This is a genomic window from Lentimicrobium sp. L6 (assembly GCF_013166655.1).
GTDB lineage: Bacteria > Bacteroidota > Bacteroidia > Bacteroidales > UBA12170 > UBA12170.
Genome location: NZ_JABKCA010000045.1, coordinates 29,256 through 46,250, shown reverse-complemented (window position 1 = coordinate 46,250; position 16,995 = coordinate 29,256). Strand labels below are relative to the sequence as shown.

The window sequence follows — 16,995 nt, the reverse complement described above, 5'->3', positions numbered from 1 at the left end:
TCTAATGAAGGCACTTGGACTGATACTTTTATCGTAACCATTTATCCTGATAATGAAACTCCTTTACCGAATTTAGTGTACCAATCTCATTATTATGTTCAAGCAGGTGAAGACGATGATGACCTCCCAGAAGGTGGCGAATCCATCAGAATGCCTATAGAAATATTAAATTCTGGTGTTGCTAAAGCCAATGGTGTATCTGCTACTATTTCTACCACAGACCCATCTATTACAATTACAGATGATTTCGAATACTATCCTCCAATAAGCCCTAGTAACGATAAGTGGTCTGACTATAATTTCAACTTCGATATTGCACCTGGTATCACTCAAGCGCGCTTTGTAGAGTTTGCTATTGAAATGAATTCAGATGAAGGAACATGGATAGACTTCTTCTCTCTTGAAATTTTCCCTGACAACAGTTTACTTATGCCAGAACTTGTTTATTTTGATCATGAAATAGATGATACTGATTCTGATGAAAGTGATGGAGATGGTATTCCTGAATCTGGAGAATCTGTACAGCTACCAGTGAGAATTTACAACGAAGGCAACGGAATGGCCAATAATGTTTCTGCAGTACTTTCTTGTGATGATCCACATATTCAATTAGTGGACATTAACGAAAATTATGGAGATATTGATGCACTAGAGACCGAATGGAGTAATTATTCATATGATTTTGTAATATCGCCTAATTGTCCAGCGAAAGATGTCATGTTTACCTTGGAAATTACTTCCGATGAAGGAAGCTGGACTAGTTATTTTGCAATATCAATTTCAGAACCTGACAGTAAAGATATGACTTACCCTAATCCTAGTAATGGAACATTCAAAGTTCTATCTACAACACTTGATGGTAGCTATAAATATCAATTATTAGATATTTCTGGTAATGAAATACATAATGGGGAAGTATTTATTGCCAATCATCATGAACCGGTTATGAAATTTGATGGTTTGGTAACAGGAATATATTTCTTGAAGCTAGATAATGGTACTGAAATAAGAATGCAAAAAATTATTATTCAATAATTTTTAATAAACAATATGAAGCGAGCTTTATTCATTTAAAGCTCGCTTTTTTTTGAATAGTGCTCTGTAAAATTGTTTCTAATGTCTTTCTTTTATCTCTAAACTAATCAAAGGAACCAATGTTTTGAGCATAGTGAGCTGATTAGCAGCCATTAAAAAAAACTCAGAACTTGTGCACTGAAAGACAAAATTAAGGGCAAAATCTGATTATTTAATTTTACTATTCCTAATGTAAAATTTCGGAGTGGAAGTCCTTTAAATTCCTGATGACAATCTTTATCTTTTAGCTAATCAATAATTGAAATTAGATATTAATTTGTTACTTAGTAGCTAATCTAAAAACACATACTTCATCCAATTCCTTTTTTTAATAGGGAAGCGGTAACCAACAAAGATTTTAAGATATGTATAAGAAGTAGTTGCGTACCTATCAGCGAAGAGGTCACTGGCATAAATATCGGCTACAGCGAACACTCCTCCATAAAAACGTTTTCCATTATACCCTGCTGTTATTCTAGTATAAATAGAGCCTCCTAGACTATTGGAAAAGCGAACCTCATTCTCATTATGTAAAAGTATATCTCCATAACTATACAGTAAGCCAGGAATTAATGCAGCATGGATATAGTATTTCTTCTTAATACTAAAAGTATACATATAGCCAGCATTCAACCCTATTTTTAGATATTCAGCTTTTTTAAAATTGAGATAGGAATTTTGTAAACTATCTATTTTAATGATGGGTGTTGGAGAGTATATTCCCTCCATGGTGGCCAAAATACCAATGACAGGAGAGCCAGCACTTTTTAATTGCTGTTCTATTGGGCGCAGTGCCGCTTTATTGGAATATTTTTTATGATTAAATGTGTAATATACGCTTAGGTTTAATGTCCTGTTTCTTAAATTCTTAAGGTATGGATAGTATTCTTCATTTAAGAACCAGTCGGGATATAATCCTTCTACATTCTGGTGAGTAAATCCTTTTGTCCCTCTGTAATAAGCATTGGCACGAAGCTTTCTACCGGAGATACCTAGCTTAATAGCAAATGTTTCAGAATCACCTTTGTCTTTGTTATTTAGCTCAAGTCCGGGGATGGCATAAGTTATTTCCAATGCCAGCCATTCGTAATCAAAACCTAATCCAAAGCGCAAAGGTGTATTTGAAACAAAACGATAACGATAATCTGTTTTGGTGTTTACTAAATCGATTCCCGTTTGCTGACTTACAGCAATTGGAGCTAAATGAATATGATCACTTCTGCTTTCAATATAATTAGTGTCATATTTTAATGGTTTTAACTTGAAATTAGTGTCTATTTCAATAGCCCATGAACTCCATGACAGGAATACAAGAAGAATAAAATATATATGTTTATTTAGCGGATGCATTATTTGGTAAAACTAGATATAAGTCTTTTTATTATCGATAGAAGAAAAATAGTTTTATAAACATATTTCACTTGAAAATAATGAGAAATAAAAAGTGCTTTTCACTAACTTTTGTGTTCTGTTGAGGGAGTGATACTCTGTTCTTATAGAGTAGGAAGGCTTGTTTAGCTCGTTTTGTATTGCCAATTTTTATCCTATACAAATTTACTCAAAGTTTCTAAAAGCTGTTCTTGTTTAAAAGGTTTGCTAATGAAATCATTCATGCCGGCATCCATGCTTCTGTCCATATCTGCTTTCATGGCATTAGCAGTCATACTGATGATTGGAATGGCTTTCAGACCTTTCTCATTCTCATATTCTCTAATGATTCGAGTGGCTTCTAGTCCATCCATCTCTGGCATTTGCATATCCATTAGGATGATGTGATACTTGTTTTGCTCAAATTTCTGAACCGCTTGTAAGCCATTTTCGGCTATTTCCACGTGGTGTCCTAATTTCTGAAGTACAGTGATGGCAACTTTCTGATTAATTAAATTATCCTCCGCCAATAAGATTTTTAGAGGAGGAATTTTATATTTATCCTGACTAGTATTTTTTTCTTTTTGCTCTACCAATTCCTCGCTAAATAATACATGCATTAATGTCCTCTTGAGTTGCTCGAGTTTAATGGGCTTATAGAGATAAGCCTGAAATCCTGCTATCTGGAATTCCTTTTTCAAGCTAAGTTGTGTCATAGATGATAAGAGTACCATCACTGCATTTTTAGTTTTTGGACTCTTTCTTACCATTTTTGCAAATCCAAAACCATCTATATCTGGCATCATATAGTCTGAAAGTACAAAATCGTAGGGTTGATGGTTATCATAAGACTCCTCTAAAAGTTTAAAGGCTTCATAGGCAGAATATGCGGAGTCGCTCTTGCATCCCCAGAAACCTAGATACTTCTCTAAGATTTTTACGTTGGTGACATTATCATCTAGAATAAGTGCTTTTAAACCGGCCAGTTCTATTTCTGGTTCTTGATAGGTCTTATTCATGTCCATTTTCAACTTAGCGGTAAAGCTAAAGGTAGAACCTTCTCCTACTTCACTTTCAACTGACACATCGCCTTTCATTTGATTTGCGAGTCTTTTTGCAATAATCAATCCAAGGCCAGTCCCTCCAAACTTTCGTGTGGTAGAGGCGTCTACCTGGCTAAATGGTTTGAATAGTTTATTCATTCCTTCCTTTGAAATACCAACACCTGTATCTTGGATTTTAAAGAGGATTTCCACTTCATCATAAATCACTTCTGTGACCTCTGCAGAAATTAATACTTCGCCACCTTCTGGTGTAAATTTAATGGCATTATTGGCAAAGTTGATCATGATTTGTTTTAAACGAACGGGATCCCCTAATAATTGATGTTTCACATCTATTTTGGTATAAGTGATGAGCTCTATCTTTTTATGGTCTGCTTTAAACACCAATAAATCGGCAATTTCACTGACTACCTCATCGATATTAATTGGGGTTTGTTCTAATTCAATTTTCCCGGCTTCTATTTTCGAGAAATCTAGAATATCATTAATGATACTTAATAGATTATTAGCTGAAGTATTAATAACATCTAAATATTCAACCTGCTCCTTGTCGAGTGTAGTTTGCTTTAATATTTCTGTCATTCCCATAATACCATTCATGGGTGTTCTGATTTCATGACTCATATTGGCCAGAAAAGCACTTTTAGTTTTATTGGCTAAAATGGCTTTCTCTTTGGCCTCTACCAACTCATTCATCAGTTTCTTACGTTCAGTTATATCGGTAATAAAAGTAAGTATTTTAGGTTTGCCATCCTCTCCGGTTAATAAGGAGGTATCTGCTAAAACATATTTGTCTTCTTTATCTTTTGATATTAATTGCCAATCTCTTCTGATGTCATTTTTTCCTCTATATAAATCGTAATAATCCTGTTGGATTTGTTCCAGATCACTTTTATGGAAAATGCCCCATATATTTTGACCTTTGAGATCGAATAAAGAACAATTCATGAGCTCACAAAAGGCAGGGTTTACATATTCAAATACAGCATTTTCATCTGAGACTGACATTCCAATAGGAGTATTCTCAATAATATTACGAATTCGCTTTTCACTCTCTTTTAGTTTGCCAGCTGAAGTTTTGTATAACTTTTCAATGGTTTTCCATTGTTTCATGGCTTGCTTGAGAAAAGCGTTTTCTTTTTCAAGGCTTTTTATTCTCTTTTGAAATTCGTCGGCTGTTTCCATAATTCTAATGACTGAGTTCGGGATATACAATATCTAATCCACATTTTAAATCTTCTAAATATTTAATGGCATCAATTACGTATTCTTTTGGGATAATACTTCCATGTTGTGGTAAAATGCAATTTATTTTTTGGTCTTGAATTTTCAAGGCAAAGCCTTTTGCTGCTACATTAGAGGCCATATAATCCAAATGGAATAAATCTAATTTCATTTGATGGTCTTCAAAATCATCAACTACCAGATTCCAATTGATATCTAGAGCCGCCCAAATATCACCACTCAACAAAAAATGGCTCTCTCGGTCTAAGGTGGTAAAGGCACCAGGGAAATGTAAAAATGGAGCCTCAATAAACTCTAAAATTCTACCATTTGAAAATTGATATTTGAAATCATTATCTTCACCAATACTATAGAATTGGTAATCTTCAACCCCATAATGAGGTATTAAAACTTGAGTGCGGTCGGAGGTGATTATTTTTAGTTCTGGTATTAGAGTTAGCCAGTCAACCATGGAGCCAGCCACATCAGGATCTTGATGACATAATACAATACCTTTGAGCTGTTCTAAAGGAATAACTTCTTCTACTCTTTTTCTCACAAAATCAAAATAGGCTCTGCTCCCAGGATCGAATAGAATAGCTTCTTCACCGCTTACTATGAGATAGGTGTTACATCTAAATGCTGTATCCTCTGGTATTCCAAGCCAATAGATAGCGTGTTGGGCATCATTAATAAAGACAGGGCAAGGTTTGCCGGTCAGCTGGTCGATAGGGATATTTAATTCGCCTAAATTAATCTGGTTTTCCATAGTTTTAAAAGATTGTTCACTACCAAATATAAGAAAAAATAGGTAATAATACAATCGGAAAATATAATAAACTATGGTATTTTATAGAAAGATAGAGGAGCTTTAAAAATTAGCCTAGTGTTTAAGGGTTTGATAATTAGGTGTTTAATTCTAGACAAACGGCTTTGGATACTATTTGCAGAGACGGAAACGAGTAGTAAAAGTAAAACAAGAACCCACTCCTTTTTCGCTTTTTAACTCGATATCACCACCCATAATTTGGCTTAATCTTTTCGAAATGCTCAAGCCTAGGCCACTGCCACCAAACCTTCTAGTGATAGTTTGGTTGCTTTGTGAGAATGGTTTAAAAATGTCTTTTTGCTCTTCCTCATTCATTCCAATTCCGTTATCGCAAACCTGAGTGCTTATGAATAAATGGTTTTCGCTTTTATTCTCAATGATGACATTAAGTTTAACCTCACCGCCTTTGGTGAACTTGTTAGCATTCCCAACTAAATTATATAGAATTTGCTTATAGCGTGTAATATCCCCAGATAATTGCACTGGGATATTATCGTCAATATTTAAAAAGAAACTATTTTTATTTCCTGTATTCTGAAGTTCGAAAGACTTGATCATTAGTTCCAGCTCTTTCTTCAGATTAAAATGAGAGCGGTCAAGTTCTATCTGGCCCATTTCTATTTTTGAATAATCAACTAAGTCATTCAGCAAACGGGACATGTGATCGGTGGAGGAACTTAGTATATTCAGGTAGGTTAATAGTTCAGGATCTTTAATATCGTCACGCATTAAGTCTGCAATACTAGCTATGACGCCAAGCGGATTTCGTATTTCATGACTTACCGTTCCAACAGCAAGGATCTTATCTTCTAGGGCTTTTAAGGATTTAGTCTTCTCTATTTCCAGATCTCGTCGAGATTGTTCAATCTCTAAAAATATAAGGACTTTAGATTGAAGGATTTCCATATTAAGTGGTTTTGTCATATAGTCTACACCACCCTTCCTGTATCCTTTGAAAATACTGAACTCATCAAAGTATACCCCACTGATAAAGATGATTGGGGTTTTGCTATTTCGATAACCACTTTGTATTATTTCTGCCAACTGAAAACCATCCATTTCAGGCATTTGCACATCAAAAATCAATAGTGCATAATTTTTACTATTAATCCAGTAAATGGCTTCTTTTGCTTTGGTTGTGATATCAATATCAGCTCCTAGATGTTTGAGTGCTTCAGCAGTTACTAAAAGGTTTTGCTTGTCATCATCAACTATTAATACACGTGGTCTTTCGCTGAGTTCCATTGGGTTTATTTTGAGGCTTGAAGGGGGAAACCTTTAAAAAGTTTTTCCATAACTACATTTATGGCCTCACCGTCACCTTTTTTATGAGACTTTAAAGTCTTTTTAGCAATACCTTGCCAAGCCAATTGTTTTTTCTTCACATCCAAAAGGTCAACTATTAATGTTCCTTCTTCATAATCGTAACTATGCATGGTTCCAACAACAGAAACTCCACCTGGGCTATTATATCCCCAAGGGCCATAATAATATCCTACAGTTGGGCCACCAGAAGAGTAGAAGTCATTAAAAGTAGCAGTTCCAGTTTTTTCATCAATTATTAAAAATAGATTGACGACTAAATCTGTTTTTCCTTCACCTTTTACATAACCTATTTTTTCTAATTGAGCTGTGCAAGCAGCTCTAAATCTTTTTTTATCGCGCTCACTTAAAATCTCATCACTTTGTTTGTTCCATGGTACATAAGAAAATGTTTTGTATACGCTAAAATCAGCTTGCGGATCATAGTCAACGGTAGTTTTTACAGTATTACAAGAGGTGAGAGCCAATGCAAGTATGATAAGTAAAGGGAAAAGTTTATTCATAATGGATATTTTAAATCGTTTTATAATTTTAAAGATACTTGTTTATACAAAGAAAATCAAATATTTTCAATTAATATTAAAAAAAATGAAAAAGGAATATTAGGATAATTCGTGAAATTTGGTTCTAAATTTTGTCTTTAGATTCTTTCAAAACATTATAGAGAAACTCACGAGCTCTAAACAATTGGGCTTTAACTGTTCCTAATGGGAGCTCTAGTTCTTCAGCAATTTCTTCATAGGAATATTCTTTGAAATACCTGAGTTCAACAAGTGTTTTATAGTGCGGCTTCAACTTGTCTACTATTCCTCTCATCAACTGAATTTTTTGCTGTCTAATGAAAGCTTCCTCTGGGTCTAATCCTCCAGATTCAATATTTTGTGACATATCAGGCCCTTCCTCACTATTGGAGTATGGTTTGTCGATGCTTAGTGTGCGTTGCTTTTTCTTTCTAATAAAATCAATAGCATTATTGGTTGCTATTTTAAAAAGCCAGGTGCTAAAAGCATATTTGGGTGAATAGGATTTGATATTTTTAAATGCTTTTCCAAAGGCTTCAATGGTTAAATCTTCAGCATCGGTGGCATTATTAGTCATTTTTAGGAGCATGAAGTAAAGGCTATCCCTATAATTTTTCATCAATTCTGCATAAGCATCTTGATTACCTTTTAGGGCCTTTAAAACTAATTCGTAGTCTCGTTGAGCTTTATGAGTCAGCTTATTGTTTACTTCCATTTGTTTTTAGTGTAGATGGTGTTACTCATTACCAATAAACTATTGAGTAAAAAGATAAACAGTTCTAATATTGGCGAAGTTAAAAATAATTTCTTTTCGTTGAGCTTATTCATACTAGTTTTCTGAATCACCATGAAACTGATTAAACGAACAGCCAAAATGCCTAATACATAGTAAAATAGGAATCCAGTATACATCTGGAAAGCAAATAGAGAATAGAATAAGAGCAAGCTGAATGGGTATAAACTCAATACAAATTGATGTCTTTTTTTGTATAATTTACCCGCTGACAAATGTCTTTTCTTTTGTTTGATCCATTGACCAAAAGTCGTTTTAGGTACACTGTAGGTGAAGCTATCTGGATTAATACAAATTTTTACATTATTCTTTTTTGCAGTTTCGTTCACGAATAAATCATCGTCACCAGAAGCGACCCTATAATGTGAGATAAATCCATTATTCTTAAAAAAAAGGGATTTTGTATATGCCAAATTTCTACCTACACCCATATATGGCATCTTTGCTAAAGCAAAGGAAAGATATTGTAAGGCTGTGAAATAACTATAATATCTGATAAGTGAATTAAGAATTCCTTTTTTGGGTTGGTAAGGACCATATCCTAAAATGATTTGAGTTTGTTCATCAAATCCCATTTGCATATTCCTTATCCAGTCTTTGCTATTTACTTGACAGTCGGAATCGGTTAGAAGTAATATTTCATGTTTGGCCGATTTGATTCCAATAGAAAGTGGGAATTTCTTGCCAGGGTAAAAACTCACACTATGATTCATATTCACCACTTTCAAATGGTCATACTGATTATTCAATCTGTCTAGTAAGGCCATGGTTTCATCATCGGAGCGGTCATTTACCACTACTACTTCATATTCAGGATAGTCTTGTGTTAAAATACTGGGTAGATGTTTTTGTAGAAAGAAATAATCATCTCTAGCAGTAATAACCACCGAAACAGGTTTTTCAATTCGCTTATCTATGTTTGGTTTATAAAAAGCCAAACGCCCAAAAATGAACCAGATATAGATCATCTGTATCAAAAAGGCCAATGCAAAAACACCGAAAATAATAATGTTTATATCGTAGAAATTGATCATTTATGCTTTATTTACAAGAAACGAAAGTACAAAAGGCATGGACTGTATTTTTTCGGCCCTTGCTTATTTACTAAAGACCATTTGTTGATAAAAATGAATGCAAGACAGAACAGCTTTTTCTTGAATTCCTTAACAATTAATAACTTACAAAAATAGCAGACAATAAGGCATTTTCTATCTTTGCAAAAAACTAGAATAGCATGGATTTTCGGATTGATAAATTAGACGATAAAAGTAAAGCAAGAGCGGGTGAGATTACAACCGATCATGGAAAAATACAAACTCCTATCTTTATGCCTGTCGGTACTGCTGGTGCGGTAAAAGCAGTGCATATACGTGATGTAAAGGAAGATACCAATGCCCAAATCATATTAGGGAATACTTATCACCTTTATCTTCGTCCTGGTATGGAAATAATGGAAGCAGCCGGAGGATTGCATAAATTCAATGGTTGGGATAGACCAATATTGACAGATAGTGGTGGATATCAAGTTTATAGTTTAGCTGGTACTCGTAAGTTGACTGAGGAGGGTGTTCTTTTTCAATCTCATATAGATGGTTCAAGACACATGTTTACTCCGGAAAGAGTCATGGACATTGAAAGGAGTATTGGTGCCGATATCATGATGGCTTTTGATGAGTGTACACCTTATCCTTGCGATTATGATTATGCTAAGAATTCTATGGAAATGACACATCGTTGGTTGGACAGGTGTGTGAATCAATTCAAAAATACAGAAGGAAAGTATGGGCATAAACAAGCCTTATTCCCTATTGTGCAAGGAAGTACTTATAGTGATTTGAGGAAACGGTCGGCAGAGTATATTGCTAATGTAGGAGCCGAAGGAAATGCAATTGGTGGATTATCCGTTGGTGAGCCAGCTGAGATGATGTATGAAATGGCTGAAGAGGTTTGTGATATCTTACCAAAAGATAAGCCACGTTATTTAATGGGTGTAGGAACACCAGTGAATATTTTAGAGGGAATTGCTTTAGGAATAGATATGTTTGATTGTGTGATGCCTACTCGTAATGGAAGAAATGGAATGTTGTTTACCAGTGAAGGAATCATCAATATTAAAAATAAGAAATGGGAAAAAGATTTTAGCCCTATCGATCCAAATGGATTCTCTTTTGTAGACAGTATTTATTCCAAAGCCTATATCCGTCATCTATTTGTGGCCAAAGAAACTCTAGGTCCTATGGCTGCAAGTCTGCATAATCTTCGTTTTTATTTATGGTTGGTAGGCGAAGCTAGAAAGCATATCTTAGCAGGTGATTTTGCCTCATGGAAAAATATGATGGTTCCAAAATTACAGAATAGACTATAATATATGCTCAAAAAGATTGATAGATATATCATCAAGAAGTTTTTAGGAACTTTTTTCTATGCCATTACACTTTTGGCAGGGGTGATTATTGTTTTTGATTTATCGGAAAAGATTCAGGATTTGTTGGAGAATAAAGCTCCATTATATGAGATTATTTTCTCGTATTACTTAAATTTTCTCCCATACTTTATCAATCTTTTTAGTTACCTCTTTGTTTTTATCTCCGTTATCTTCTTTACTTCCAAATTGGCAACCAATACCGAAATTATTGCCATCCTCAGTAGTGGGGTTAGTTTTAGACGATTACTGAGACCCTATATGATTGCCGCTACTTTTTTAGCACTCATGTCTTTTGTGTTGGGTAATTTTGTAATTCCTCACACCAATGTTAAGATGCGAGAGTTTAAGCAGAAGTATATTTCTAACTTGAAGATGGATAGGGGACAAAATATTCATTTTCAGATTTCCCGGAATAACTTTGTTTATGTGGAGCGCTACGATGAAAGAACACTGTCTGCTATGAAATTTTCTTTGGAGCAATTTGATGATGACGGAAGCTTGATATATAAGCTCAATAGTGGAAAAGCTATTTATGATACAGTAAATAACAATTGGAAAATCAAGGACTTTTATATTAGAGAGATAGATGGCTTGAAGGAGGTGTTAACAAAAGGCTCCGAAATGGATACCACCTTGGCTTTGATACCCAAAGATTTGATACTGATTAAAGAGGATTATGAAGTGATGGACTTTTTTGAAATCAATAAGTTTATCAAAGATCAAAAGATGAAAGGCGCCGGAAATGTCATTCAATACGAAGTAGAACAGCAAAAGCGAACGGCTTATCCATTTGCAGCGCTTATTCTGACTTTAATTGGTGTTTCGCTATCATCTAGAAAAGTAAGAGGAGGAATGGGAATGCATTTAGGCTTAGGAATTGCCCTCACCTTTATCTATATCCTCTTTATGCAATTTGCTACTGTTTTTGCGGTTTATGGAGGATTATCTCCCATTTTGGCTGCTTGGATTCCCAATATAGTTTTCTCTTTTATTGCTTTCTATTTGGTTAGGAATGCTCCTAAATAGTGCTCGTCTATAAAGCCCAGCATCATCGTTGTTGCTCAAAATCCAAATCCTCAATTACACCAGTATTCTACGGTTTGAATTTTTCACACGCCTAGAACCGATTGAACGGAGCTCACGAACACAAAATATATTATACTATTTGTGAGTAATTTGAACTTTATAGTATATACATTCGACTTTATCGACAGACTCTAAATAGAGCGGAGTTGAACTGAAAAAGGAGCCCTTGTTTAAAAAGGCTCCTCCATATTTTCACATTTAGATATCAGTTTTAAGCATATTTTCTGCATACCATTTATCTTCTTTCTTCAATGGAGAAAGAAATGAAGTAGAATAGTTAATGAGGAAATTTATGATGCCGAAAAGGGCAACCATAAAGGCTATAAACATAGCAACAACTGCAATTATTAAAACTAAAACCATGGAAGAATTGAATTCTCCTTCATAATCTCGTTGCCATGATCCACCATTGATACTTACATATTCTTTTGCCGCAAAACCAGCAAATAATCCAGTTAATATTCCACCAACAACACCTAGTTTTAAAGTGCCGAAAGTTTTTAATCTTTTTTCTAATGCATAAAGAGGCGTTTTACTAGATAAATAATAGAAAACTAATCCTAAAAGGTGTAATAGGATAAAGAAGCTGAATATTAAGCTTATATCTATAATGCCTAATAAAACGACAATACCAATTGCACATCCTATGATCCACTTCGATCCGGTAAAAACACGTTTAGTTCTATCATTATAGACTTCTGTAAATTCAGTAACCCTGTTTTTTATATCTTCATCACTAGGATCTAATCTTTTATTAATATAGTCAAGACCCATCTTAGTATGAACAGCTTGTTTCCCACTGGTAATTGTGACGAATTCGTTACCTTCATCATCGGTAATATTGCTCATCTGAGCCTCTATCCCTTCTAATATTTCAACTGCTTTTTCGTTGCGTTGCTTCTCGTCCAGACCATCAACAAGCTCTATTTTATGGCTTTCAGTAGCAATAAAGATTTTTTCATTCATATTGGTATAAATCACTAGTGGAAGTAGAATGAAAACTCCCAGAAAATAGGCAAGAGCAATAACAAGTGAAAACCAGTCTGTAGTTTTTTCTCGTGCTTGTTCACTTTTGCTTTCTTTCACGGTGTTTTCAAGGTCTTCACTTACCTTTTCTATTTCATTTTGAGGATTTGTTACCATTGCAGCACTGCTTACAGTACTTAATAAACCCATTGCTCCAATTAAGAAACACAGAATTAAGGTTTTCAATTTCATAGTTTTTGATTTTTGATTAGCGATTGATTTTCTTTGATGGTTTTAAGAGTGAATGAGGCATTTATATACTATTGTGTTTAACGTGGTTTACAGAAATTTCCAATTCAATTTCGGAACCTAAACTACCGAACATTTTTGATTTGGATGTAAAAGAACCTCTATCCGTTATGTTTGATGCCATAACTGTGGCTTCTCCTATCATATTCCTATTGGTTTGCGTTTATAAGGACAAAAGTAAAAAAGTCTACTGTTTTAATATTTTCAAAAAATTCTGTAATATTCAGATTATCAATCTGTAGTAGATGAATAATATTGAAATAACATTTCTCATTTTATTTGAGTTGAATAGATGAATAATATCCAATGGATTTTTTTAATCAGGAAATATGACCTAAATAAAAAGGAGCCCTTTATTCAAGGACTCCTCTGTATTTTCTATTTAAGAATTGATATGCCTTAGCGTATTTGCTTCAAGCTTCAAGCTTCAAGCTTCCAACTTCGGTCTTCTTTAACTACCACTTCTTAATCTTATACCCATAAGTAGAGAAAAACAAGATAACCAAATAGCAAGGTATCATAACGAAATAGGCTGTTTGACTACCATATAAATCGCTCATCTTACCCCAGGCTAATGGTAGAATCGCTCCTCCAGAAATGGCCATAATCAACATGGCAGAACCTGTTTTAATATGCCTTCCTAATCCTTTAATAGCAAGAGGCCAAATGGCTGGCCATACCAAAGCATTGGCAAATCCTAATAGGGCAATAAAGAGTACCGAAACAAAACCATCGGTGAATAGAGCCACAGTTGTAAATACAATTCCTAAGACTGCGGATGCTTGTAAAGCTCTATGCTGAGAGATGTATTTTGGAATAAATAAAATCCCCAAAACATAACCCACTAGCATGGAAACCATGGTGTAGGTGGTGAACATTTTAGCAGATTCCATGGATATTCCCAGTGACTTACCATACTGAATGATGGTATCACCTGCAATAACTTCTGCCCCTACATAAAAGAATAAAGTAAATACGCCTAAAACTAAATATGGATAAGCAAATACACTTGATTTATCTTCTTGTGTAGAATCATTGATGTCATCATTTCCTTCTGAATCTACTTCTGGAAGATTAGAGAATTTCAAACCTAAACCAACTATAAAAAGTACTATAGCCATGACGATATATGGATTCACTACTCTTGCGGCTAAGCCATCTAAGAAAATCGATTTATCTTCTGCACTTAAATTGACCAAGTTTTTAATGGCTTCATCATCGCCTTGTTGAACTACGAAATAAGCCAATACTAGTGGAGCTATTGCTCCTGCAAGTTTGTTGGCTATTCCCATCATACTGATTCTTTTAGCGGCAGACTCAATAGGTCCGAGGATGGTAATGTATGGATTTACTGCTGTTTGTAAAATAGACATCCCAGTTCCAAGTATAAAAAGCCCAACAAGGAAGAAGGAGTATATACGAGTAGCAGCAGCAGGGATAAATACCAAAGCTCCAACAGCCATCACCCAAAGACCAATAGACATTCCGTTCTTAAAACCAGTTTTTTTAAGTATCCATGAAGCAGGTAAAGCCATCACCGTATAGCTAATGTAAAATGCAAATGCTACAAATAATGCCTGAAAATCAGTTAGCTCACAAGCTGTTTTTAAATATGGGATTAATATTCCATTAAGCCAGGTAATGAAACCCAAAATAAAAAATAAGGAACCTATAATAATTAATGGCCCTGTTTTGCTTTGTTGATTCATGATTTATTCGTTTTGATTAATGGATTGTGTTTGTATTAATCTGCTTTTAGTTTCTTGAATTTGATACGTTTTGGCCCTTCATCACCTAAACGCTTCTTACGGTTGGCTTCGTATTCAGAATAGGAACCTTCGAACCAATAGACTTGACTATCACCTTCAAAAGCTAAAATATGAGTAGCAACTCTATCTAGGAACCATCTATCGTGAGAGATGATGACCGCACAGCCTGCAAAACTTTCTAAACCTTCTTCAAGAGCTCTTAGTGTATTGACATCAATATCGTTGGTAGGCTCATCCAGCAGCAAAACATTGGCTTCTTGCTTTAGTGTTAAGGCTAAATGCATACGGTTTCTTTCTCCACCTGAAAGCACTCCTGCCTTCTTTTGCTGGTCGCCCCCACTAAAATTAAAACGAGAAACATAAGCTCTGGAGTTCATGGTACGATTTCCAAGTTGAATGTTTTCATTTCCTTCAGTAATCACTTCCCAAACTGTTTTCTCTGGGTCAATATCAGCATGAGCTTGATCCACATAACCTACTTTTACGGTGGGCCCAACAATAAAATCCCCTTTATCTGCGGTGTCCATTTCCATAATCAAACGGAATAAAGTGGTTTTACCAGCACCATTAGGACCAATAATTCCAACAATACCATTTGGAGGAAGCACAAAGTTTAAATCTTCATAAAGCAATTTCTCATCAAAGCCTTTAGAAACATTCACGGCTTCAATTACCTGAGATCCCAAACGAGGTCCATTAGGAATAAAAATTTCTAACTTCTCGTCAGTTTCTTTCACATCTTCACTCAATAAGGATTCGTACGCGTTCAAACGAGCTTTAGATTTGGCATGACGAGCTTTGGGAGCCATTTTTACCCATTCCAGCTCTCGCTCTAGAGTTTTTCTTCTTTTACTGGCTGTTTTTTCTTCTTGTGCTAATCTTTTCGATTTTTGATCTAGCCAGCTGCTATAATTTCCTTTCCAAGGAATTCCTTCGCCACGGTCGAGTTCTAAAATCCATCCTGCGGCGTTATCGAGGAAATATCTATCGTGAGTTACTGCGATTACCGTTCCTTTGTATTGCTGAAGGAATATCTCTAACCACTGAATAGATTCAGCATCCAAGTGGTTGGTAGGCTCATCGAGTAATAATACATCTGGTTCTTGTAATAGAAGGCGACAAAGGGCTACTCTACGTCTTTCTCCTCCACTTAAATGCGGAACTGGTGTTTCGCTTGGAGGACAGCGGAGTGCATCCATTGCACGTTCTAATTTGCTATCGAGTTCCCATGCATCCAAATGATCAAGTTTTTCTGTTAATTCGCCTTGAAGCTCAATTAACTTATTCATCTCGTCATCCGACATGGGCTCAGCAAACTTATTGTTCACTTCTTCGTATTCTTTCAATACGTTCACTACTTCCTGAACACCCTCCTCTACGATTTCTTTTACCGTTTTGGTTTCATCTAGATGAGGTTCTTGATCTAACATTCCTACTGAAAACCCAGGAGAGAATACTACATGACCATCAAAAGCTTGATCTTTACCTGAGATAATATTGAGGAGTGAGGATTTTCCGGAACCATTGAGTCCGATGACACCAATCTTAGCTCCATAATAAAAAGAAAGGTAAATGTTTTTTAATACTTGCTTGCTGGGGCCAAATTTCTTGGAAACCCCTTCCATTGAGAATATAATCTTCTTGTCTTCTGAAGGATCTTGTGCCATTTTTTCTTGAATTTAAAAGAGTGTTTATGTTCATAACACCTATGAACAGAAGCATAGAGGCTTTTATGATATGAATAATAATCACAAATAATGCCGCTTGCTAATCCTTGGCAAAGTAAAGAAAAAAAGCTGTTTGAGGAAATGTAAAAGGAAAAAAGAAATAGGAGCACTTTTAGTAATTAAAGTTATTTGAGTTGCTTATTTATCATCAAAATTATGAGGAAAAAGTAGCTCCTAATTCTTAATCTTCTCTCCAAAAGAAGATATGACAAAGATGCTATCTAAAACATTAAAATATAGTCAGTTAGATAACCTGTTCATCTGGTAGGCTCCCCTAGGTGGAAACACCTAAAATACTTAAAGAGTGTTAATTAAGGAATAGATGACGGGTGCTGGGTACTGGGTACTGGGGACTGGGTACTGGGGACTGGGTACTGGGTGACTTTTAGAAAATGAATAATTACATGGCTAATGATTACTTAGCCTTTGAACTATCCATATTAAATACCCTTATCACTCTAAGTACTTTAGGCACTCTACGAACTCTAGGCACTTCAAGTACTACTTTCAAAATTTC

The 16,995-nt window shown here is 35.0% G+C and carries 13 protein-coding genes; 3 read left to right on the top strand and 10 right to left on the bottom strand.

What is annotated here, in order from left to right:
* On the top strand, window positions 1-1,035 hold a 1,035-nt coding region (locus tag HNS38_RS12275), incomplete at its 5' end, for a T9SS type A sorting domain-containing protein (RefSeq protein WP_172346552.1).
* Window positions 1,036-1,365: 330 nt separating this feature from the next.
* On the opposite strand, the gene HNS38_RS12270 is transcribed toward HNS38_RS12275, so the two are convergent.
* From HNS38_RS12270 to HNS38_RS12240, 7 genes are all read right to left on the bottom strand, one after another.
* On the bottom strand, window positions 1,366-2,424 hold the full coding sequence (locus HNS38_RS12270) for a DUF4421 family protein (protein ID WP_172346551.1): 1,059 nt from the start codon (window positions 2,422-2,424) through the stop codon (window positions 1,366-1,368).
* A gap of 194 nt (window positions 2,425-2,618) precedes the next feature.
* Window positions 2,619-4,691, bottom strand: a complete 2,073-nt coding sequence (locus HNS38_RS12265; protein WP_172346550.1) for a response regulator — start codon at window positions 4,689-4,691, stop codon at window positions 2,619-2,621.
* Between the two features lie 4 nt (window positions 4,692-4,695).
* Complete coding sequence (locus HNS38_RS12260) at window positions 4,696-5,499, bottom strand: MBL fold metallo-hydrolase (RefSeq protein ID WP_172281859.1); 804 nt, start codon at window positions 5,497-5,499, stop codon at window positions 4,696-4,698.
* A gap of 171 nt (window positions 5,500-5,670) precedes the next feature.
* Window positions 5,671-6,804, bottom strand: coding sequence for a response regulator (locus tag HNS38_RS12255; RefSeq protein WP_172281860.1), 1,134 nt, complete (start codon window positions 6,802-6,804; stop codon window positions 5,671-5,673).
* A gap of 5 nt (window positions 6,805-6,809) precedes the next feature.
* Window positions 6,810-7,385, bottom strand: a complete 576-nt coding sequence (locus tag HNS38_RS12250; protein ID WP_172281862.1) for a DUF4136 domain-containing protein — start codon at window positions 7,383-7,385, stop codon at window positions 6,810-6,812.
* Window positions 7,386-7,509: 124 nt separating this feature from the next.
* Window positions 7,510-8,118: an RNA polymerase sigma factor gene (locus HNS38_RS12245; protein WP_172346549.1), complete on the bottom strand. Its 609-nt coding sequence runs from the start codon at window positions 8,116-8,118 to the stop codon at window positions 7,510-7,512.
* Window positions 8,109-9,230: a glycosyltransferase gene (locus HNS38_RS12240; protein ID WP_172281865.1), complete on the bottom strand. Its 1,122-nt coding sequence runs from the start codon at window positions 9,228-9,230 to the stop codon at window positions 8,109-8,111. Before HNS38_RS12240 ends, HNS38_RS12245 begins: the two co-directional genes overlap by 10 nt.
* A gap of 200 nt (window positions 9,231-9,430) precedes the next feature.
* Here HNS38_RS12240 and tgt point away from each other — a divergent pair, with 200 nt between their 5' ends.
* A complete protein-coding gene (gene tgt / locus HNS38_RS12235; RefSeq protein WP_172346548.1) occupies window positions 9,431-10,561 on the top strand; it encodes a tRNA guanosine(34) transglycosylase Tgt in 1,131 nt (376 codons plus the stop codon).
* A 3-nt stretch (window positions 10,562-10,564) separates the two neighbouring features.
* Window positions 10,565-11,647, top strand: a complete 1,083-nt coding sequence (locus tag HNS38_RS12230) for an LptF/LptG family permease (protein WP_172281868.1) — start codon at window positions 10,565-10,567, stop codon at window positions 11,645-11,647.
* A 258-nt stretch (window positions 11,648-11,905) separates the two neighbouring features.
* Here HNS38_RS12230 and HNS38_RS12225 read toward each other — a convergent pair whose 3' ends face one another.
* The 3 genes from HNS38_RS12225 to ettA all read right to left on the bottom strand — a co-directional run bounded on the left by HNS38_RS12225 (window position 11,906) and on the right by ettA (window position 16,418).
* Window positions 11,906-12,925 carry a hypothetical protein gene (locus HNS38_RS12225; RefSeq protein WP_172346547.1) on the bottom strand — a complete coding sequence of 340 codons (1,020 nt, stop codon included), beginning with the start codon at window positions 12,923-12,925 and terminating at the stop codon, window positions 11,906-11,908.
* Between the two features lie 512 nt (window positions 12,926-13,437).
* Complete coding sequence (locus HNS38_RS12215; RefSeq protein WP_172281871.1) at window positions 13,438-14,691, bottom strand: sugar MFS transporter; 1,254 nt, start codon at window positions 14,689-14,691, stop codon at window positions 13,438-13,440.
* Between the two features lie 35 nt (window positions 14,692-14,726).
* Window positions 14,727-16,418, bottom strand: a complete 1,692-nt coding sequence (ettA, locus tag HNS38_RS12210) for an energy-dependent translational throttle protein EttA (protein WP_172346545.1) — start codon at window positions 16,416-16,418, stop codon at window positions 14,727-14,729.
* Window positions 16,419-16,995 lie beyond the last annotated feature (577 nt).

Bases quoted from the DNA above. Each gene is read 5' to 3' on its own strand.
- HNS38_RS12240 (WP_172281865.1), bottom strand. From the start codon at position 9,230: ATGATCAATTTCTACGATATAAACATTATTATTTTCGGTGTTTTTGCA.
- HNS38_RS12250 (WP_172281862.1), bottom strand. From the start codon at position 7,385: ATGAATAAACTTTTCCCTTTACTTATCATACTTGCATTGGCTCTCACC.
- HNS38_RS12225 (WP_172346547.1), bottom strand. From the start codon at position 12,925: ATGAAATTGAAAACCTTAATTCTGTGTTTCTTAATTGGAGCAATGGGT.
- tgt (WP_172346548.1), top strand. From the start codon at position 9,431: ATGGATTTTCGGATTGATAAATTAGACGATAAAAGTAAAGCAAGAGCG.
- HNS38_RS12260 (WP_172281859.1), bottom strand. From the start codon at position 5,499: ATGGAAAACCAGATTAATTTAGGCGAATTAAATATCCCTATCGACCAG.
- HNS38_RS12255 (WP_172281860.1), bottom strand. From the start codon at position 6,804: ATGGAACTCAGCGAAAGACCACGTGTATTAATAGTTGATGATGACAAG.
- HNS38_RS12230 (WP_172281868.1), top strand. From the start codon at position 10,565: ATGCTCAAAAAGATTGATAGATATATCATCAAGAAGTTTTTAGGAACT.
- HNS38_RS12215 (WP_172281871.1), bottom strand. From the start codon at position 14,691: ATGAATCAACAAAGCAAAACAGGGCCATTAATTATTATAGGTTCCTTA.
- HNS38_RS12270 (WP_172346551.1), bottom strand. From the start codon at position 2,424: ATGCATCCGCTAAATAAACATATATATTTTATTCTTCTTGTATTCCTG.
- HNS38_RS12245 (WP_172346549.1), bottom strand. From the start codon at position 8,118: ATGGAAGTAAACAATAAGCTGACTCATAAAGCTCAACGAGACTACGAA.
- ettA (WP_172346545.1), bottom strand. From the start codon at position 16,418: ATGGCACAAGATCCTTCAGAAGACAAGAAGATTATATTCTCAATGGAA.
- HNS38_RS12265 (WP_172346550.1), bottom strand. From the start codon at position 4,691: ATGGAAACAGCCGACGAATTTCAAAAGAGAATAAAAAGCCTTGAAAAA.